This window comes from Kocuria rhizosphaerae, assembly GCF_044462265.1.
GTDB classification, from domain to species: domain Bacteria; phylum Actinomycetota; class Actinomycetes; order Actinomycetales; family Micrococcaceae; genus Kocuria; species Kocuria rhizosphaerae.
This window is the reverse complement of sequence record NZ_JBISWL010000075.1, coordinates 1-16,231: the sequence shown is the minus strand read 5'-3', so window position 1 is coordinate 16,231 and position 16,231 is coordinate 1. Positions and strand designations below refer to the sequence as shown.

Here is a 16,231-nt window from a genome sequence, read left to right as displayed (position 1 = left end):
CAGAGACCACAAGCCACCATCCCCTCTGTGATGTCCTGGAGGGCCTCAGCCCAGGTCCCGGCCCCTTTCACGCCCCTGCCCATGTCCCGTGCTCTTGCGGGCCTTGGGGCCTCGCTGGGTGGAGCGCACAGCGTCGATCGGGGGCGTGCCCTGATCCCGCTCGGCGGCCAGACGGGCCTGGACACCGTCACGACCTTCTTCGGTGCCGCCGAGAGCGGCCATGAGACGGTCTGCCAGGCGTGCCCGGCGGTCTCCGGAGTCCCAGAGCTCCTCGGCTTCGGCGGCCGCGTTGGCGGTGTCCGTGTCGTTCTGCAGGTCACCCTGGGCGGCCACGGCGGCGTGGCAGGCGGCCTCGGCGTGGTCTCGCTGCGCGTCTTTCGCTTCGCGGGCGGCCAACTCTTGCTCCGGGGAATCGGGGCGCTGCTGGTGCGGGACGTGATCGTTCAGGTAGTTCTCCACGGACAACCCGTGGCGGTCCTTCACCTCCGTCTCGATGCGCCCTCGGGCAGTCTTGGCGACCTCGTCGTGGTGCTCCCACTGCCGGGCCAGCCCGTAGTGCTCAGCGATGTCTTCAGGCTTCGCGGACTCCCAGAACCGGACCTGGTCCACGGGGGCGAGTTCGGTGCGCATCACCGCGCGTTCGGCCTCGAAGCGCTCCTCGAGCTCGCGTCGGCGCTGCTGTTGTTCCAGCAGGCGTTGGCGGACCTGCTCGGCGCGCTGCCGAGCCATCATCTCCCCCCAGCGCCCGGCCACGGCCATCGCCGCTTGGAGGTCGCGGGAGAGCAGGTCGTTCACGCCGTCGGGTTGAGTGCTCATCACTACAGCTCCATTCCGTGCTCTGGTCGGGTGCGGTCAACGTAGGGGCGGGTAACGGCCGTGGGTCCCTGGGTCTCGCGCAGCGCACCCTGGTCACGGACCGGGCCGGCGTGGGAGACGGCGCGCGTCGAGGCGGAGGTCTCCACCTCCGGCAACGGCTCGGCGACGACAGCCAGGTGCTGTTCGAAGGCATCGTTGATGAGCTGGGTCTCGCGCAGGTCCTTATTGGCCTGGTGCATCTCGTAGAACGCCTGGGTCATCCGCAGCATCTGGTTCATGATCAGCGCTTGGGCCATCGGGGACGGGGCCTTCGTGGCCGCCAAGAGGAACGCGGTGGTGCCGCTGGTGCGCAACGGCGCCTCCAGCGGAGCAGTGATCTTCACCCCGGACCGGTGCGCAGACCGGGCCAGGACACGGGCGGTGCGTCCCAGTGGTCCTTGGCCGTCCTCGGTCGCGTGCGACCAGGCCGCGTACACTCCGGAGGCTTCCCGGGCCGCGTGGGCCCAGGACTGGTGGTCGTCCGGGGCGATGCTCACCAACCGCCGGCGGACCTCCTTCAGCTCCCCGGCCAGCCGCCGGGCGGTGACCTCATCCAGTACCGCACCGGGGGCGTCCGGGTGGACGATGCGACGGTGCCGCTTGGCCGCCATCCACTCCTCGGCTGCTTCTTGGGCGGAGTTCGGGGTGTCGGGCCAGCGCGTGCGCAGTGAGGGCAGCGTGAGGTCCTGGGCGAGCTTCCCGCCACCGAACCACAGCGGCCGCATCCCCTTCGGGGGACGCTCGGCCACGGAGTACCCGGTCACCACCGAGTCGGTACCGGCGGCGAACCTGGGGTGCACGAGCAGGTTCGCCCGGCGCATCTGCCGCACAAACTGCGCCTCCGATTCGGCGGCCACCGCGCACGCCCGGACGGTGCGTTCCAGCGTGAACCGGGTTGGCTCCCGCGTGCTGTCCCGAGCGATCTCGCCCTGCTGCAACCAGCGCTCGGAGTGGTTGCCGAGCTGGATGAGATTGAAGTCCTTCTCGATGCCCCGGGCGACCTTCTGCGCCCGGGCGAAGTCGTTCCCGTCGGCCCACTTCGTGCCGTCCTCACGGATCGTGGAGGCCATGATGTGGATGTGGTCGTTGCCCTTGGTGGAGCGCCCGTGGTGCACGGCGACCCACTGGCAGGGGGCTTTGTTCCCCGCGTCGGTGAAGTCCATCTCGTCCATGAACCGGGCGGCGATGTCGGCCCACTCCTGGTCGGTGACCTCACGGTCCTGGTACGGGATTGACAGGGAGCAATGCCAGATGTGCTTGGTGTCGGCGTCGTAGCCCATCATCCGGCGGTTCAGGTCCACCTCGCGGGCGATAGCCACCGCGGCGTCCTCGCCCAGCTGCGCGTCGTCATGCCACGCCATGATCATCGGTGAGCCGCCCACCAGATGCGGGTCGGTGTGCTCGTTGGCCCGCCCCGGACCCACGAGGTACTTCATCAGCCCGACCGGCTTGTCACCCTTGGTGATGTTAGGGATCACGGCGCGAGCTCCTCGAGCTTCGCCAGCACTTCCTCCCCGAACCGGCGAGCCTCACGCAAGGTCTCTGCCGTCTCCGGGAGCACCTCCCCGGTGCTGTTGGCGTGCCGGGCGATCTGATTGACGTTGTTGGCGATCGTGGCCATCAGCCGACGCATCGCCAGCAACTCCGCCAACTGATTCCGCCGCAACTGCACCGCCACCGGATCCGCCGCCCCGAACACCGCCTGGACCATCAGCGCCGAGGGCGACAGCCCGGTCTGCTGCTCCAGCACCATCAGCTGAGCACGCTCTGACTCCGACATGGACACCCGGACGTACTGGGTCTTGCCCTCGATCCGCTTGCGCCTGGACTTCCACACCCGACGCGGATTCTCCTGCTCCACCACAGCACCTCCTCTCCTCCCGGCCCAGCGCAGCGCCCCCACACCGTGGGCCCCACACTCGCCAGTGTGCCACCGCAAAGCCCACCGGGCCAGCGGGACACCCGTTTTATGGCACATAAAACATAGCTTTGCTCCGCTGGGGCATCACGGGTGCGAAGCGGCAGCGGAACGGGCGCTTCCTCTGGAACGGATCGTGTGCGCCCGTTAACCTGGGGGCATGGCGAAGCTCACCGACCCCCAGCAAGCAGAAGACGCCGCGCAGCGGCTGCTCAACGACCGGATGGACTACGTCCGAGCGGCGATCACCGCACGCGGCGCCCTCGACGAGGCCCGCGAGGCCCTCAAAGAGGCCCAGAAGAACGACACCGCCGCCTTCCAGGCCGCCGTCACCAACGGCGGCTGGACCACCGAGGAACTGCGCAAGATCGGCCTGACCGCACCCGAAAAGGTGCAACGCGTGCAGCGCCGCCGCAAGGCAGCGAAGAACAGCACCGGCTCCAGCACCGCCGGTTCTCAGGAGCAGACGGTGGAGCCGGCTACCGCCGACTCCTGACAGCTCATGACCGTGGTTCAAGTACTGGCCCCGTGCCCACATGGGCACGGCAAAAGCTCCATCGCTCCGCGGCTTTTCCCGCACCCATGATGGACACGGGGACCCCCACCGACCACCCGACCACAGCCGGCAGCCCACCTCGTCCGCGCACGTGACACTTCCGTATCCGCCGACTGTGGACGGCTTCCCACACACGTGGTCACCACGCAACAACGGTGCCCGCTCCCCCAACAGGGAGCGGGCACCGTCCATCTGAACAGACCAAGCAGAGCGAGTATTTACAGCTCCAAACCACCCTGCTGGGAACGCTGCTCATCGTGCCGCCGCGCCACCTCGAGCGGACGCCCGGAGACGTTTCCACCACGCCCGGCACTGCTGCGACCCGCGGTGGGAGTGTCGGGGAAGCTGATGCGCATCCGCTTCTTCAACGCCTCCAGCTCTGGGTCCAGACTCGGTTGCGGCGTCTCCTCCCCGCGCATGGCACGCTCGATCCTCTCGACCTCCCAGCGGGCGGCCTCCAGGGCGTCCTGGTGCTTGAACGGCACCCCCAACGCCGCCCGAGCGTCCTCGGCCTCCTGCCGAGCCGACGCCAGTCGCGTCTCGCGCCTGGCGACTTCCTCGGGCAGGGCCCGCACCTGGTTCTCCAGGCGCTGGATCATGCCCACACCCGGGTTCAGCGACGTCGCCCGGGTGACCTCCACGCCAACGCCGGGGGCGTCGTCGACGCGCAGCTCCACCGGGGACGCACTGAGATCAGCCAAGTTCCCCGGCCGCTGCACCACCCGGACGTCGTGACCCCCGATCTGGCCGGCCACACCGAGGTCGATCTCCCTCGCCCGGGGCGGGCGTCCGACGGCGTGCACACCGGCCCACCGCTGCCACGCCTCCGCCGCCTCCGTGCGCTTCTCATACGTGGCCCCGTCGACGGTCATCCGGAACTTCTCCCCACCGAGCTCATCAGTAGTCCGCTGCGCGGCAGCGCGGATCACGGGGATCTCCTGCTCCAGCGCCTCCGCGCGCGTAGCCGCAGCATCCTTGCGGAACACCAGCGAGGACTGGTTCCGGTGCCAGGCCCGGTTCAACCGCTCCAACCGGGCCAGCTCCTGGTCGGCCTTCGACTTCTCCAGGATCAACGGATTGCCACTGGAGATCGCCTTCACCTCGGCGAAGGACAGGGTGTTGTCCCCGACGTCCTCGATCTCGCGCACGTCCAACCGACCCCGCATGATCTGGTCGATGAACTTCGACTTCCGCTCCAACGTCTGCCACATGAAGGTGTCGAACGACCCCTTGGTCACCACCTGGGAGATGGCGACCTCCGCGTTCTGGTTGCCCTGGCGCACGATGCGCCCGTGGCGCTGGGCGATGTCGGCCGGGCGCCACGGGGCGTCCAGATCCACCAGGTGCACCGCCCTGGCCTGGATGTTCGTGCCCACCCCCATCTTCTGGGTGGAGCCCATCAGCACGGCGATGTCACCGGAGCGGGCAGCGGAGAACAGCCGGCCCTTCTCCGCGTCATTCTTGGCCTCGTGCATGAACCGGATCTTCTCCGCCGGGATACCCCGGGCCACCAGCTGGTCCTTGAGCTCGTCGTAGACGTTCCACTTCTCCGATGACGGGGTGCTCTGGTCACAGAACACGATCTGCAACGCCCCCCGGGTGGGGTGCTCCTCGCCACTGGCGGTGTCGAGGAACACGTCGTCCTGATGCTCCTCGTGCACCCGGGCGATCAGGTCCGCGGTCACACTGACCTTGGTCTCCAAGACGACCGAGCCCAGCTCCGGGTCCACCAGGCGCATGTCCAGGGCGGCCTTGCGGCCATCGGAACTGACCTTGAGCATGTTGTCCTCAGTGGGAGACACCAGGCGGGCCTGGATCGCCTCGGCCCGCAGGCCAATGTCCGCGATGTAGTCCTGCAGCTCCGGTGACGCTTCGACGGCGACCATGCGTGGCAGCCGCTTCCCGTCTTCGCGCTCCACCAGATCCGGGGTGGGCAGTTGCAGGTCCTCGGCGGTCTTCACGTCGGCGAAGGTGTGGAACATCTTCAGCAGCTCCGGCACGTTCTGGAACTTCGCGAACCGCTCCTTGAGCTTGAACTGGTCCCCGCCGGCCACCGAAAGCTCCATCTCGGTCACCACCTGACCGAAGGTCGCCGCCCACGAGTCGAAGTCGTGGATCCCGGCCCGCTCCAACAGCTCCGGGCCCAGGTAGCGTTGCATCACGTACATCTCGGTGACCGAGTTGGCGATCGGGGTGGCCGTCGCCCCGGTGATCACCCGCTCCCCGTGCTTGGACCGCAGGTATTCCACCTTGGCGTGCAGGTCGCTGGCGCGCTTGGACCCGTCGATCGCCGCGTCCTGGATGTTCGACGGGGTGGTGAGGTTCTTGAAGTCGTGCAGCTCGTCCACCACGAGGTAGTCGATGCCGGTCTGCTCGAAGGTGATGCCCGGGTCGACCTCCCGGTCAGCTTTGGCTTTGATGCGCTCCTCGAAACGCTGGAGGGCGGCCTCCATGCGCTTGACCGACATGCTCTCCGCCCCGCGCTCCTCAGCCCGTTGACGGGCCGCCTGCAACTCGGCCCGCTGCCGGTCGGCTTCCCGGGCGGCATACGCCTCGCGGCTCTGCGGAGAGAGCTCAATGCGCTCGAACGCGGTGCGGGTCATGATGATCCCGTCCCAATCGCTGGCCGCGGCCCGGGCAACGAACACCCGCCGCTTGTCCCCGGCCAAATCCTCCGAGGACGCCGCCAAGATCTGGGCCTGCGGGTAGAGCTGCAGCCACTCGCGGGTGAACTGCTCGAGCATGTGGTTGGGCACCACCACCACGGGCTTGCGCGCCATACCCAGCCGGCGCAGCTCCATCGCCCCGATCACCATCTCGGCGGTCTTGCCCGCCCCCACCTCATGGAAGAGCCCCACCGAGGGCTCGGACAGCATCCGCGCCACGGCCGCCCGCTGGTGGGGGCGCGGGGTGAAGTTCTTCACCAGCCCCGGGAAGCTCAGCCGCTCCCCCTCCACGGTGTAGTCGCGCAGCACGATGGAGTTGAACCGCCGGTTGTACTCATCCACCAACCCGGCCGCCCGTCCCGGGTCCTCCCACACCCACTCCCCGAAGCGCTCCTGCATCAGCAACGCCTTCTCCTGCGCCGCGGTGGTCTCGGTGGCGTTGACCACCCGGCGGTTGCCTTCCGGATCTGACGGGTCGGGGTCGGTGACCTGGACCCGTCGCTGCTCGGCCAGGTTTTTGAAGATGTCCCCGGCGGCCATCCGCTCGGTGCCCCAGTCGTTGCGGGCGGCGAAGACGTGGCGGTTGGCCCTCACCTCCCAGTTCGCACCGCTGATCCGGTCCACCCGGGCACTGGGGTCCTTGAGGATGTCGCGCAGGAACTGCTCGTGGATCTGAGGGGACACCCACACCGCCCCGATCCGGGCCTCGATCTCATCAGCACCCAGCGGGGCCGGCAGCACCGCCTCCAAGGCGGCCACGTTCGTCTGGAACCTGGCCTCGGCGGCTGCAGCGGCCCGGGCGGCGTCCAGCTTCTCCCGCACGTCCCCGGACAGGTACTCCGCCCTCGTCTCGCAGACCCCGTCCTCGCCGGGTACCTCGTAGATCAGCTCCCCCAGGGCCTCACGTGCCGCCGTCTCATCGATGCCCAGCAGCCGGGCGATATGGGGCATGTCCACGGCGCCCAGCGCGTCCAGGGTGACGGCCAGGGCCTCATCCGGGGTGTCGACCCCGAGCACGGGCCGGCGCGGCTGCACCTGCCGCTCCGAGAGCAGACCGGCCGCTACCGCGGTGCCCGTCCCCTCATCGAAGTGCTCCAAGCCCAGCACCAGCGGCCCGAACGGGTCACCGCGCAGCAGCCGCACCGCTGGCGGGGTGATACGGGCCAGAATGTCCGCCCCGGCCTCGTCGTACTTGCCGGTGCGGCGTTCGGTGAACCGGTTGATCGGCCCATACCGGTCCACATACGCCTCGTAGCCGGCCGCCAACTGCGCCCTCCTGGCGTCGAGCTCCGGGGTGTCATCGACGTTGGCGGCCTCCATCGTCAGCACGGCCCGCCCTTGATCACGCAACCCCAGCAGTGCCCGGAGTTCGCCCTGCTGAGTACGCGGGACCCTAAGCGGTGCGTGCACCCCCTCGACGGTGACCTGGGTGAAGCCCTCATCCCCACGGTCGGCGATGTGCCCGACCTGCTCCTGATCGGTGGCCGGCACCAGGGCCGCGACCTCGAGCTCCTGCTCACCCGTCCGCTCGGCCATCCCCCGCCCGGCCACCAGGGCCTGCTCAGTGATGTCCGACAGCTGCTCGTGCAGCCGGGTCCCAGTGACCGCCAGATCGTCGGAGCGCACGGTGAGCGTGGCGGAGCCGTACATGCCGTTGCCGATGGTGGGCTGCCCGAGCACCCGCGCGGGGTTGTCGAGGAAGTAGGCGTTCATCCGCCCCTGCACCCCGTCCAACTCCACCGGGGCGGTCTCCACCCACGACTGCTCCAGCGGCTCCTCACCGGGCAGACGACGGCGGAAGATCAGCACATCGGTCAACGCATCCGTGCCCGCGGCACGCCGGTGGGCGCCGGTGGGCAGGCGGACCGCACCGAGCAGGTCGGCGGTCTCGGCCATCTCCCGGCGCGCCGCCGGATTCTGTGCGTCCAAGGTGAACGCGCTGGAGATCACCCCGACCACCCCACCGGGCCGGGTCAGGGCCAAGGACTTCAGGATGAAGTGGTTGTGCATCGAATGCCCCGCCGCGTTGTGCCGCGGATCGTGCAAGGCGTTCTTGGAGAAGGGGACGTTGCCCACCGCGGCGTCGAAGGTGCCGCCGGGCATCCGGGTGTCGGCGAACGACTCGGTACGGATGGTGGCGTCCGGGTAGATCGCCTGAGAGATCGCCGCGGTCACCGGGTCCAGCTCCACCCCGGTCATCTGGGCGCCTTCGGGGGCCAGACCGATGAAGGTCCCGGCACCGGAACCGGGCTCCAGCACGCGCCCCTCGTGGAACCCCAGAGCTTGCAGGGCGCCCCAGACCTCGGCCGCGATCGCCGGGTCGGTGTAGTGGGCGTTGATGACCGTCCGCCGTGCGGCCGCGTACTCGGCCTCATCCAGGAGCTCGCGCAGCTCGGCCCGCTCCGCCTCGTACTCGGTGCCGGACTCGTCGAAGACTTCCGCGACCCCGCTGGCACCCCAGGACCCCCACCGGGCCAGCGTGGTGCGCTCGGCCTCGGCGGCGGCCCGCTCCTCGGCCTGCAGGGTGCGGAGCACGCGCAGGGCTGCGAGGTTGGCTCGGAACCTCGCCTGCGCCCCGGACGGGGCCAGATCGTCCTGGGCCCGGGGGACGAAGCGTCCCGGACTCCCCGTGGGCGCAGGTCCGGTGGCCGGCTCCAGCCCTACGGCCGCTCGACCTCCTCCTGCGCCGACTCGTCCAGGAAGTCGCGGTAGATCCGATTCAGGTCTTTCATCTCCTCGAGAGTCTCGGCCATCCCCGACTCGGGATCCTCGCCCTCCTCCGGCTCCACCTGCACCGACGGATCCGGGGTCAGCATCTCCGCGCGCACGATCTCCTCGGCCTGCAGCTTCGCCGCGTTCAACCGCCCCACCTTCTCCAAGTAGGTCTCCCCCACCGGGTCCGGGCCGGCCAGCTCCATCATCAGCTCGCCCACCCGCTGAGCCGCCTCCTCCCCCAGCGTCTCGAACCACGCCTGCGGCTCCGGGATCAGGGCGTACTCCGCCGGTGCGGTCGTCTTCCACGCTTCCTGCGCGAACTTGCCGTACGTGTTCATCACGAACCTCCTCGGGTTCCGGGAAGAGAAAGGCATCAATGCTCAGCTGCCCCTCGACTTGTGTCCTCTTGCGGGCTCGGGCCATGGGCTAGGACTCCTAGATGCAGCGAGTTGACCATGTTCACCATAGCCACTGAAGGTCAACCCGCCCATGCGTAGCACCACACCCGTGGCTTATACCCACCCAAGCATGCTTTTGTTGACGCATCAACTCCTCAACATTAAAGAAATGTATTGCATCTGCTACCGGGGTCGACTTGACTTGCCCCACCAAAGTCGCACCCCATGGATGAATCCCTTAGTCAACACTCAAGAATGAGGTTAATAGACAATGGACGTTCCCCAGCCTCAACCTCTGTACTCGGAGCAGCAGCGCTACGTCGAAGAGCAGGAAAAGCGGCGCAGAAAAGAAGAAGAAGAACGTGAGAAGGCTCTGATTGCAGAGGCGCGACGCAAGGCCGCTGAAACCACTCAGAACAAGTAGAGGTCCTTCCATGCGCCCGGGAAGCACAAAATAGATGTTCAAACCCATGCTTCCCGGGCGCATACAAGCTTGCCATACGAACAAATACAAGAAGCGGACACTCTGGCAATCACCAATCTTACCGGACATTTGAATACCTGAATATTAGACGCCGTACCGTTGCCACACATTGCTCAAAATTAGCCTCTTGCCAGGACTAATCGAAGGCAGGTCGAAGTTCATGGCGATAGACCCAGCATACGAAAGCTCAACAATAAACTGGAATCTTATTAATCGGCTAGCTCAGCGCACCGCAGAGATATCACAGGTGCCCAAGCAAGGTAGCATTACGAAAAAAGAAGCCCGGAAAGGCACCAGGAGTCGCGAAGAGCAGTATGGGTTTTTGAACCTTCGAACCAAGAGGTGGATGGAAAATTACACCTATTGGCAGGAGGTGGAAATTTTGGGCCCTCATTGGAAATTGAGAAGTACTTACCATAACATTAACACCGATGTTCGGGGTGAAATATCCGAATACCATGAAGAAAACCTTTGGGCGCTATCTCAAGATGGACATCTTTATAAACTCTGGAAATGGGAGGAGTACAGCACGCGAACGGGTCAGGATGAAGGATTAGACGTAAGAACGATGACCGATGAAGATGCCATGGCATTAGATCGGGAAATAAAGAGCTCGGGCAATGGCACCCCTAAACGCGGAGTATCCACTTGGGGGAACAAACTTGTGGGCGAAATTCTCTACACAGCTAAGGGGGGTGGCCTCATGCAGGCCTTACACAATTTGGAGAAGAATCTTACACAGCATCAAGTCTGAAGCCATAATAAAGTTACCAACATCAAAGTTGGTTTTTTGACTGAACCTGGAAAGTCATGTCTGGGTGTTTAGGTAAGTCAGTTGCTGAGACCCGGTGGTGAATTTCAGTGACCCTGGGGAAATTTCGATTAACGCGATCACGAATTCGGTGCACGAATGCTGTCATGTGAGCACAGACCCTCGCTTGCGCGTCAACGATCGGCTGGACTGCGTCCACGAGAAGTAGACCGGGGCAGTTGGGGGGAGGGGGAGGAGAGCATCATGCGATGCAATAGCCGTGGGTCTGAGTGCGGGCAGCATGACACCGACAAGATCAGAGGCATACCGGATGCGACGATGTAAATGCGTTGTAGCAGCATGGCCCTGGGCCCCGATCCACCTCCGGGAGCGCAGGAATGCTTGACCGCGCCCAATATGAAGCCACCTCCATCGACTGGCCGAAACTGAACCGCTACGCCGCCCGGGTCGCACAGGAAACAAAACTTCCGCCTGAACCCCCAATCACTAAGGTCGAGCGGGTCGAGAAGGACGTGCCAGTGGAAAAGCGCACCGGCGGATTTTTCGGTCTGGGCGCGAAAACCTACATCACCATCGACCGGAAAACTGTCGAGGAAACGATTCGGGTCGTCGGCCCACACTGGGTCATTAACAAGGCCATGTCAGCCGTCCGGGAGCGGACCAGAACGCAACAAGGCACCGAGATAGAAGAAACTGAGTACACGACCCATACCCTGGTCTTATGCACCGACGGATCACTGGCCAAGGTCCAGCATCGCAAGACCGAGGTCTGGGCCTTCCCTCGATCTGGCGCCTGCAACCACAACGAGGAAAACGAATACTCCGTTCTGCCGATCGACGAGACGGATGTAGTGACAATGGACTACTCCAGACGTTCCCGCGACAACGATCGGCCGACGGCTCCCCGTTCATCTTGGGCGCGCGGAGAGCGCGGCAACCGCCTACTCCGTCATGCCAAAGGCGTGGGTATCAACCTAGCCCTGAAGGACCTTCTAGAAGGAAGGACAACTCGCAATGCCTGATCCGTCCGTCTATTATGCCACTCAGATCGACTGGGAGAAATTACGCCGCTACGCTACCCGGGTCGCGCGACAGACCGAAGTCCCCGCCCGGGCGCCGGTGGTGCGCACGGAGCGGGTCGAGAAGGATGTGCCCGTCGAGAAGCGCACGAGCGGTTTCCTCGGCATCGGCGCCAAGACCCGAATCGTGATGGAGCGGCACAAGGTCGACGATCAGATCGAGGTTGTCGGTCCCCACTGGCTACTCTCCCGTAGCTTTTGGAGCGGGGGCGACAAATACACGACTAACAGCCTCGGTCGAAAGGTGCGGGTCGATGAGAAAAACGAAGAGACGGACAGTGTCATCCTGGTCCAGGACGGCTCCCTGCTACGACTGCACCGGAAACAGGGGTGGGTGTTCAACTACGGTGGGACCCAGGACGGACTGGTGGCCGTGTGGGACGACTACGACCTCAAACCTCTGAGCGAGCACGACGTCACCTCCTTCGACTTTCGGAAGGGCCAGAACGGGGCTCAACCTGTGCTGGTTCGTCATGCCAAGGGCGTAGGGATCAACCTGGCGTTGAAAGACCTCCTGGAGGGAAGGACACCGCGCGGCGTCCGCTCATGATCCGAAGATCTACAGTTGCGGCCGCGCTCCTTGTAATTCCCTGATGTGTTTACGTCGCGACTGAACGGAGTTCTAATTTAGAGTGAGGTGGTCGTGTCGGTGTAAATCATCTCGGGAAGGTTGCTACGCATTGACGAGCAAGAAGTCCCGATCAAATCGGATATCTCGGCGGTGACCTATTCACCGGGGCCCGCCTTTCCATCAGCTATCCGCTTCGGCGACCCAGCGCTGGTCACTGCAGCACCTGTCCGATTCAGAAACAGGCTTCGAGGCATCCAGTTGTCATTTTCCGAAGTCGGGGCAGTCCCGATTCCGGAGCCCTCTGCGCTGGGTGTCAGGTATCGCGGGGCAGTGCCCGGTGGATCGTCGAGGTATTTGGCTCGCGATTGACAGGGGTTCGTGGCCGAGGCGGGATGTTTTCCAGGGGATGTCGACGAGATCACGCACACGTGCAAGCTGCTGCTGACCAAACTGCCCTTCGGTGCTACGACCCGCTCCAGGACGGTGATGCAACGCCACAGGGCAATCTCATCAAACGATCCTTTGACGGGATCGGCAGCCGCGCGCCTCAACGCCTCGAGTGCCCCCGGCCTTTCACCGGAACCGCCTCGTCCCATCAAGGTGTCCCACGAGGGTGTTCTCGGAATCTCTGCGATGGGACCTCTGATAGGACAACGGGGAGGGGAACCGGTGACACGCCTGAGCTACGCGCAGGTGAGCTCGGCCGAGCAGGACACTGCACTGGAGATCCGGGACCTGGAAGCCGCCGGCTGGGGGCGCGCTGGCTGTCAGGACCTTGCTGCCTCGTTCGCCGAGGGCCGGGTCCTGTTCGACGGCGGTTATTGTCCGGTCGGGGCAGCGCCTCGGCCCAGGGCAGTGCGGAGGTTGAGTTTGTGGGAATAGGCGAGGGAGCCGTAGCGGAACAGGTGCACGGCCACCCGCAGCACCAGGATCCCGGCGAGGAACAGTTCGGCGATCACGATGCCGGCCCCCAGGGGCGGGAGGGTGCCGAAGGCGTTGCGCAGCATCGCGGTGACCGGGGCGGTGAGGGGGAAGTAGGTGAAGACCTGCACGAGCAGTGCGCCCGGGTCGGAGACGATGAGGCTGGCCGCGTAGAAGGGCACGAACATCAGCAGCATCAGGGGCCCGAAGATCACTCCGGCGTCCTTGGCGGTGGGCATGACCGCCCCGATGCCCACCAGCACCCCAGTGAACAGCACGAACCCACCGACCAGCAGCAGCACCCCGACCACCATGGTCCACGGATCCAAGTGCAGGCCGGAGAGCTCCACTGCCGGCGCCGCCGAGCGGGCCAGGAGGGCCCCGATGATAACCGGGGAGAGGAAGACGAGCAGCTGCACGGCCCCGACCATGAACACCGCGGTGATCTTGCCGATGATCAAGGTGGTGGGGTTGACCGTGGTGAGGATCATCTCGGTGACCCGGTTCTCCTTCTCCTCCAGCGTGGAGGCCAGCATCTGGTTGGCCAGCAGCAGGATCACCACGAAGAACACCACCAGCACCATCAGCGGGGCGATGGCCTCGCTGAACCCGCCGGTGACCTCCCGGCCGCGGTAGATCGTGGACTCCACCGACACCTCCCCGGCGGCCGCGGCCGCCAGAGCCGGGTTCCCAATCTCCGCTTGGGCGGCGGTCACCAGGAGTTCTTCGGCCACCGCCTCGTAGGCCCCGTTGTCGAAGAGCCCCCGGTCCGCCCCCGTCACCTCCACCGGCTCCCGGTGGGGGTCGGCTGGGTAGGCGAAGTAGGCGTCCAGTTCCCCTCCTTTGACCGCTTCGATGGCCTCGGACGGGTTGGTGGCCTGCTGTCCGCCCAGGGCCGCGGCCGTCTCCGGCCGGATGAGCCCGGAGGCGTCCGTGTAGGCGAAAGAGATCTGCGCCTCGGACTGCGCGTCGGCGCTGTCACTGCTGGCCATGCTGCTGATGAACACGAGACCGAAGACGAGGGCCATGACCACCGGGATCGCCAGGGTCGCCAACCAGAACCGGGGCTTGCGCACGGTGCGGGAGAACTCGAAACCGATGACCGTGCCCAGATTGTGCCGTGCCATCACCTCAGACCTCGACCTTCTCGTTGCTGGTGCTCTCCTGGGCGCTGTCGGCGCCGTAGACGCGGATGAAGATCTCCTCCAGCGAGGTCCGCACCGTGGTGAATCCGGTGACCGGGACCCCGGCGGCCACCAGCTCGGCCAGCACCGTCGCCTCATCGGCCCCCGGTGCCGGGGACAGTTCCGCGACCCGGTGGTGATCGGCCCCGGTGCTGCGGTCGGTGAGCAGCTCGTAGTGGGACGAGTCCGGGAGCACCCCGGTGTGGGTGACGCGGTAGCGGGTGCCGCCGAACTGCTCCTGCACGTCCCGTACGGTGCCGTAGGCGTGGGAGGTGCCGTCCTTGAGCAGGATCACCCGGTCACACAGCCGTTCGACCTCCTCCATCTGGTGGGTGACCATGACCACCGTCGCCCCGGTCCGTTGCTGGTCCTCGATGAGCTCCATCAGCAGCCGGCGGTTGACCGGGTCGAAGCCTTTCGTCGGCTCGTCCAGGATCAGCAGGTCCGGGTCGTTCATGATCGTCACCCCCAGCTGCACTTTCTGCTGCTGACCCCCGGAGAGCTTGTCCAGGCGAACCTGGGCCTTGTCGGCCAGCCCGACCCGCTCGAGGTACCCCAGCGACCACGACCGGGCGGCCTGTTTGTCGAGGCCTTTGAGGCGGCCGAAGTAGGCCATGACCTCGGCCACCGGTTCCTTTTTGTACAGCCCCCGCTCCTCGGGCAGGTATCCCAGCCGGGCGCCGTCGGCCGGCGCGAAGACCTTGCCCCCGATGTGCAGGGTGCCGGCGGTGGGCCGGTAGATGCCCAGCAGGGCCCGCAGCGTGGTGGTCTTGCCTGAACTGTCCTGGGTCTGGTGGAGACTCCGGTCAGGCCGCCGCGACCGCGGTGGCCTGGTGGTGTTCACGATAGTTCGCTTCGTGCTCGAGCGGGGGCCGGTAGCCGATCGCGGAGTGCAGCCGGTGGGCGTTGTACCAGTGGACCCAGTCGGCGGTCTCGGTCTCGACCTCCGCGCGAGTGCGCCAGGAGCGGCGGTTGAGCTCGATCAGCTCGTTCTTGTAGAGCCCGATGGTGGACTCCATCAAGGCGTTGTCCAGGGCATCGCCCACGGTCCCGATGGACCCGGCGATCCCGGCTTCCAGCAACGCCTCGGTGAACGTCAGCGACGTGTATTGGGACCCGGCATCGCTATGGTGAACGAGGCCCGTGGAGGTGAAGGTGACGTCGGTGCGCCGACGCGTGAACAGCGCCTGCTGAAGGGCCGTCGACACCAGTGCCGTGTGCTTGGAGGCCGTCACCTGCCAGCCGAGGATGGCCCGGGAGTACACGTCGGTGACGAAGGCGACGTAGACGAACCCGGACCAGGTCCACACGTAGGTGAAGTCGGCCACCCACCACTGGTCCGGGCGACTCGGGGTCGCCCAGGCCCGCCCGATCAGGTCCGGGTGCCGCGGTGCTCGTTCATCGGCCACCGTCGTGACGGTGTGGTGGCGTCCGCGCACGACCCCGGTGATCCCGGTGATGCGCATCAGCCTCCCGACCTGGTCCCGGCCCAGGTGGAGCCCGGCGCGGCGGGCCGTGTGCCAGAGCTTGCGCACGCCGTAGAGGCTGCGGTTGGCCCGGTAGAGGTCGTAGACCGCCTCGGCGGCGTAGGCCTCCTCCAGCACCGCCGCCGAGACCCCGCGGGCCTTGGCCGCGTAGTAGGTCGACGGGGCGATCCGGTACCCGTGCGCGGCGAGCACGGAGCAGATCGGCGAGACCCCGAACCGACCCCGGTAGGCGTCGATGTAGTCGATCATCACTTGATGAGGCGGTCTCGCTCCGCCGCCGCGAAAAACGCCGAGGCGGTCTTGAGGATCTCGTTGGCCCGCTTGAGCTCAGCGTTCTCCTTCCGCAGGCGCTTGAGCTCCTCGTTGTCGGAGGAGGTCACCCCGACCCGGGTGCCGGCATCGACCTCGGAGCGCTCGATCCAGTTGCGCAACGTGGCCTGATTGATGCCCAGCAGCTCCCCGATCCGGCGGCGGGACTCCAGCTTCGACTCCCCGGTCTCGTCCTGACGCTCCCGGTACATCCTCACCGCCCGGTCCACCGTGGCGGCGTCGTACTTGCGTGGTGCAGACATGATCCCAGTCTCCTTGCTAGATCAACGTCTCCACCAGACCCAGGACAGTTCAG

Annotated in this window: 13 protein-coding genes and 1 other annotated feature; of the genes, 5 read left to right on the top strand and 8 right to left on the bottom strand. The window is 66.0% G+C overall.

From position 1 onward, the window contains the following. Positions 1-45: 45 nt before the first annotated feature. From ACH9EU_RS08690 to mobC, 3 genes are read right to left on the bottom strand one after another with little or no spacing between them, the layout of a single operon-like run. On the bottom strand, positions 46-816 hold the full coding sequence (locus tag ACH9EU_RS08690) for a hypothetical protein (RefSeq protein ID WP_396413539.1): 771 nt from the start codon (positions 814-816) through the stop codon (positions 46-48). A gap of 2 nt (positions 817-818) precedes the next feature. Beyond that, entirely contained in the window at positions 819-2,333 is a 1,515-nt protein-coding gene (locus ACH9EU_RS08685) for a relaxase/mobilization nuclease domain-containing protein (RefSeq protein WP_396413538.1), read from the bottom strand. Further along, positions 2,330-2,719, bottom strand: coding sequence for a plasmid mobilization relaxosome protein MobC (mobC, locus tag ACH9EU_RS08680; RefSeq protein WP_396413537.1), 390 nt, complete (start codon positions 2,717-2,719; stop codon positions 2,330-2,332). The genes ACH9EU_RS08685 and mobC overlap by 4 nt, the downstream gene beginning before the upstream one ends. Before the next feature lie 214 nt (positions 2,720-2,933). Between mobC and ACH9EU_RS08675 the strand changes: the two genes are divergently transcribed. Then, entirely contained in the window at positions 2,934-3,269 is a 336-nt protein-coding gene (locus tag ACH9EU_RS08675) for a hypothetical protein (protein WP_396413536.1), read from the top strand. A gap of 278 nt (positions 3,270-3,547) precedes the next feature. On the opposite strand, the gene ACH9EU_RS08670 is transcribed toward ACH9EU_RS08675, so the two are convergent. Both ACH9EU_RS08670 and ACH9EU_RS08665 read right to left on the bottom strand, forming a co-directional pair. Next, positions 3,548-8,530: a helicase-related protein gene (locus ACH9EU_RS08670; RefSeq protein ID WP_396413535.1), complete on the bottom strand. Its 4,983-nt coding sequence runs from the start codon at positions 8,528-8,530 to the stop codon at positions 3,548-3,550. A gap of 125 nt (positions 8,531-8,655) precedes the next feature. After that, a complete protein-coding gene (locus tag ACH9EU_RS08665; RefSeq protein WP_396413534.1) occupies positions 8,656-9,048 on the bottom strand; it encodes a TnpV protein in 393 nt (130 codons plus the stop codon). Positions 9,049-9,379: 331 nt separating this feature from the next. On the opposite strand from ACH9EU_RS08665, the gene ACH9EU_RS08660 reads away from it, so the two are divergent. The 4 genes from ACH9EU_RS08660 (at position 9,380) to ACH9EU_RS08645 (ending at position 11,993) form a co-directional block, all read left to right on the top strand. Next, positions 9,380-9,532: a hypothetical protein gene (locus tag ACH9EU_RS08660; protein ID WP_396413533.1), complete on the top strand. Its 153-nt coding sequence runs from the start codon at positions 9,380-9,382 to the stop codon at positions 9,530-9,532. 220 nt (positions 9,533-9,752) lie between these two features. Continuing rightward, positions 9,753-10,346, top strand: a complete 594-nt coding sequence (locus ACH9EU_RS08655; RefSeq protein ID WP_396413532.1) for a hypothetical protein — start codon at positions 9,753-9,755, stop codon at positions 10,344-10,346. Positions 10,347-10,741: 395 nt separating this feature from the next. Beyond that, on the top strand, positions 10,742-11,386 hold the full coding sequence (locus tag ACH9EU_RS08650) for a hypothetical protein (protein ID WP_396413531.1): 645 nt from the start codon (positions 10,742-10,744) through the stop codon (positions 11,384-11,386). Beyond that, positions 11,379-11,993 carry a hypothetical protein gene (locus ACH9EU_RS08645; protein ID WP_396413530.1) on the top strand — a complete coding sequence of 205 codons (615 nt, stop codon included), beginning with the start codon at positions 11,379-11,381 and terminating at the stop codon, positions 11,991-11,993. Before ACH9EU_RS08650 ends, ACH9EU_RS08645 begins: the two co-directional genes overlap by 8 nt. An 839-nt stretch (positions 11,994-12,832) precedes the next feature. On the opposite strand, the gene ACH9EU_RS08640 is transcribed toward ACH9EU_RS08645, so the two are convergent. From ACH9EU_RS08640 to ACH9EU_RS08630, 3 genes are all read right to left on the bottom strand, one after another. Beyond that, positions 12,833-14,062, bottom strand: a complete 1,230-nt coding sequence (locus ACH9EU_RS08640) for an ABC transporter permease (RefSeq protein ID WP_396413529.1) — start codon at positions 14,060-14,062, stop codon at positions 12,833-12,835. Positions 14,063-14,066: 4 nt separating this feature from the next. Continuing rightward, positions 14,067-14,963, bottom strand: a complete 897-nt coding sequence (locus tag ACH9EU_RS08635; RefSeq protein ID WP_396413528.1) for an ATP-binding cassette domain-containing protein — start codon at positions 14,961-14,963, stop codon at positions 14,067-14,069. Next, positions 14,926-16,178, bottom strand: a protein-coding gene (locus tag ACH9EU_RS08630) for an IS3 family transposase (RefSeq protein ID WP_396413490.1) whose coding sequence is annotated in 2 segments (ribosomal slippage) — positions 14,926-15,884 and positions 15,884-16,178 — 1,254 coding nt in all. Because the reading frame shifts where the segments join, the coding sequence is not laid out codon by codon here. The genes ACH9EU_RS08635 and ACH9EU_RS08630 overlap by 38 nt, the downstream gene beginning before the upstream one ends. Further along, positions 15,766-15,897: a sequence feature (AL1L pseudoknot), on the bottom strand. (Overlaps the previous gene by 132 nt.) Positions 16,179-16,231 lie beyond the last annotated feature (53 nt).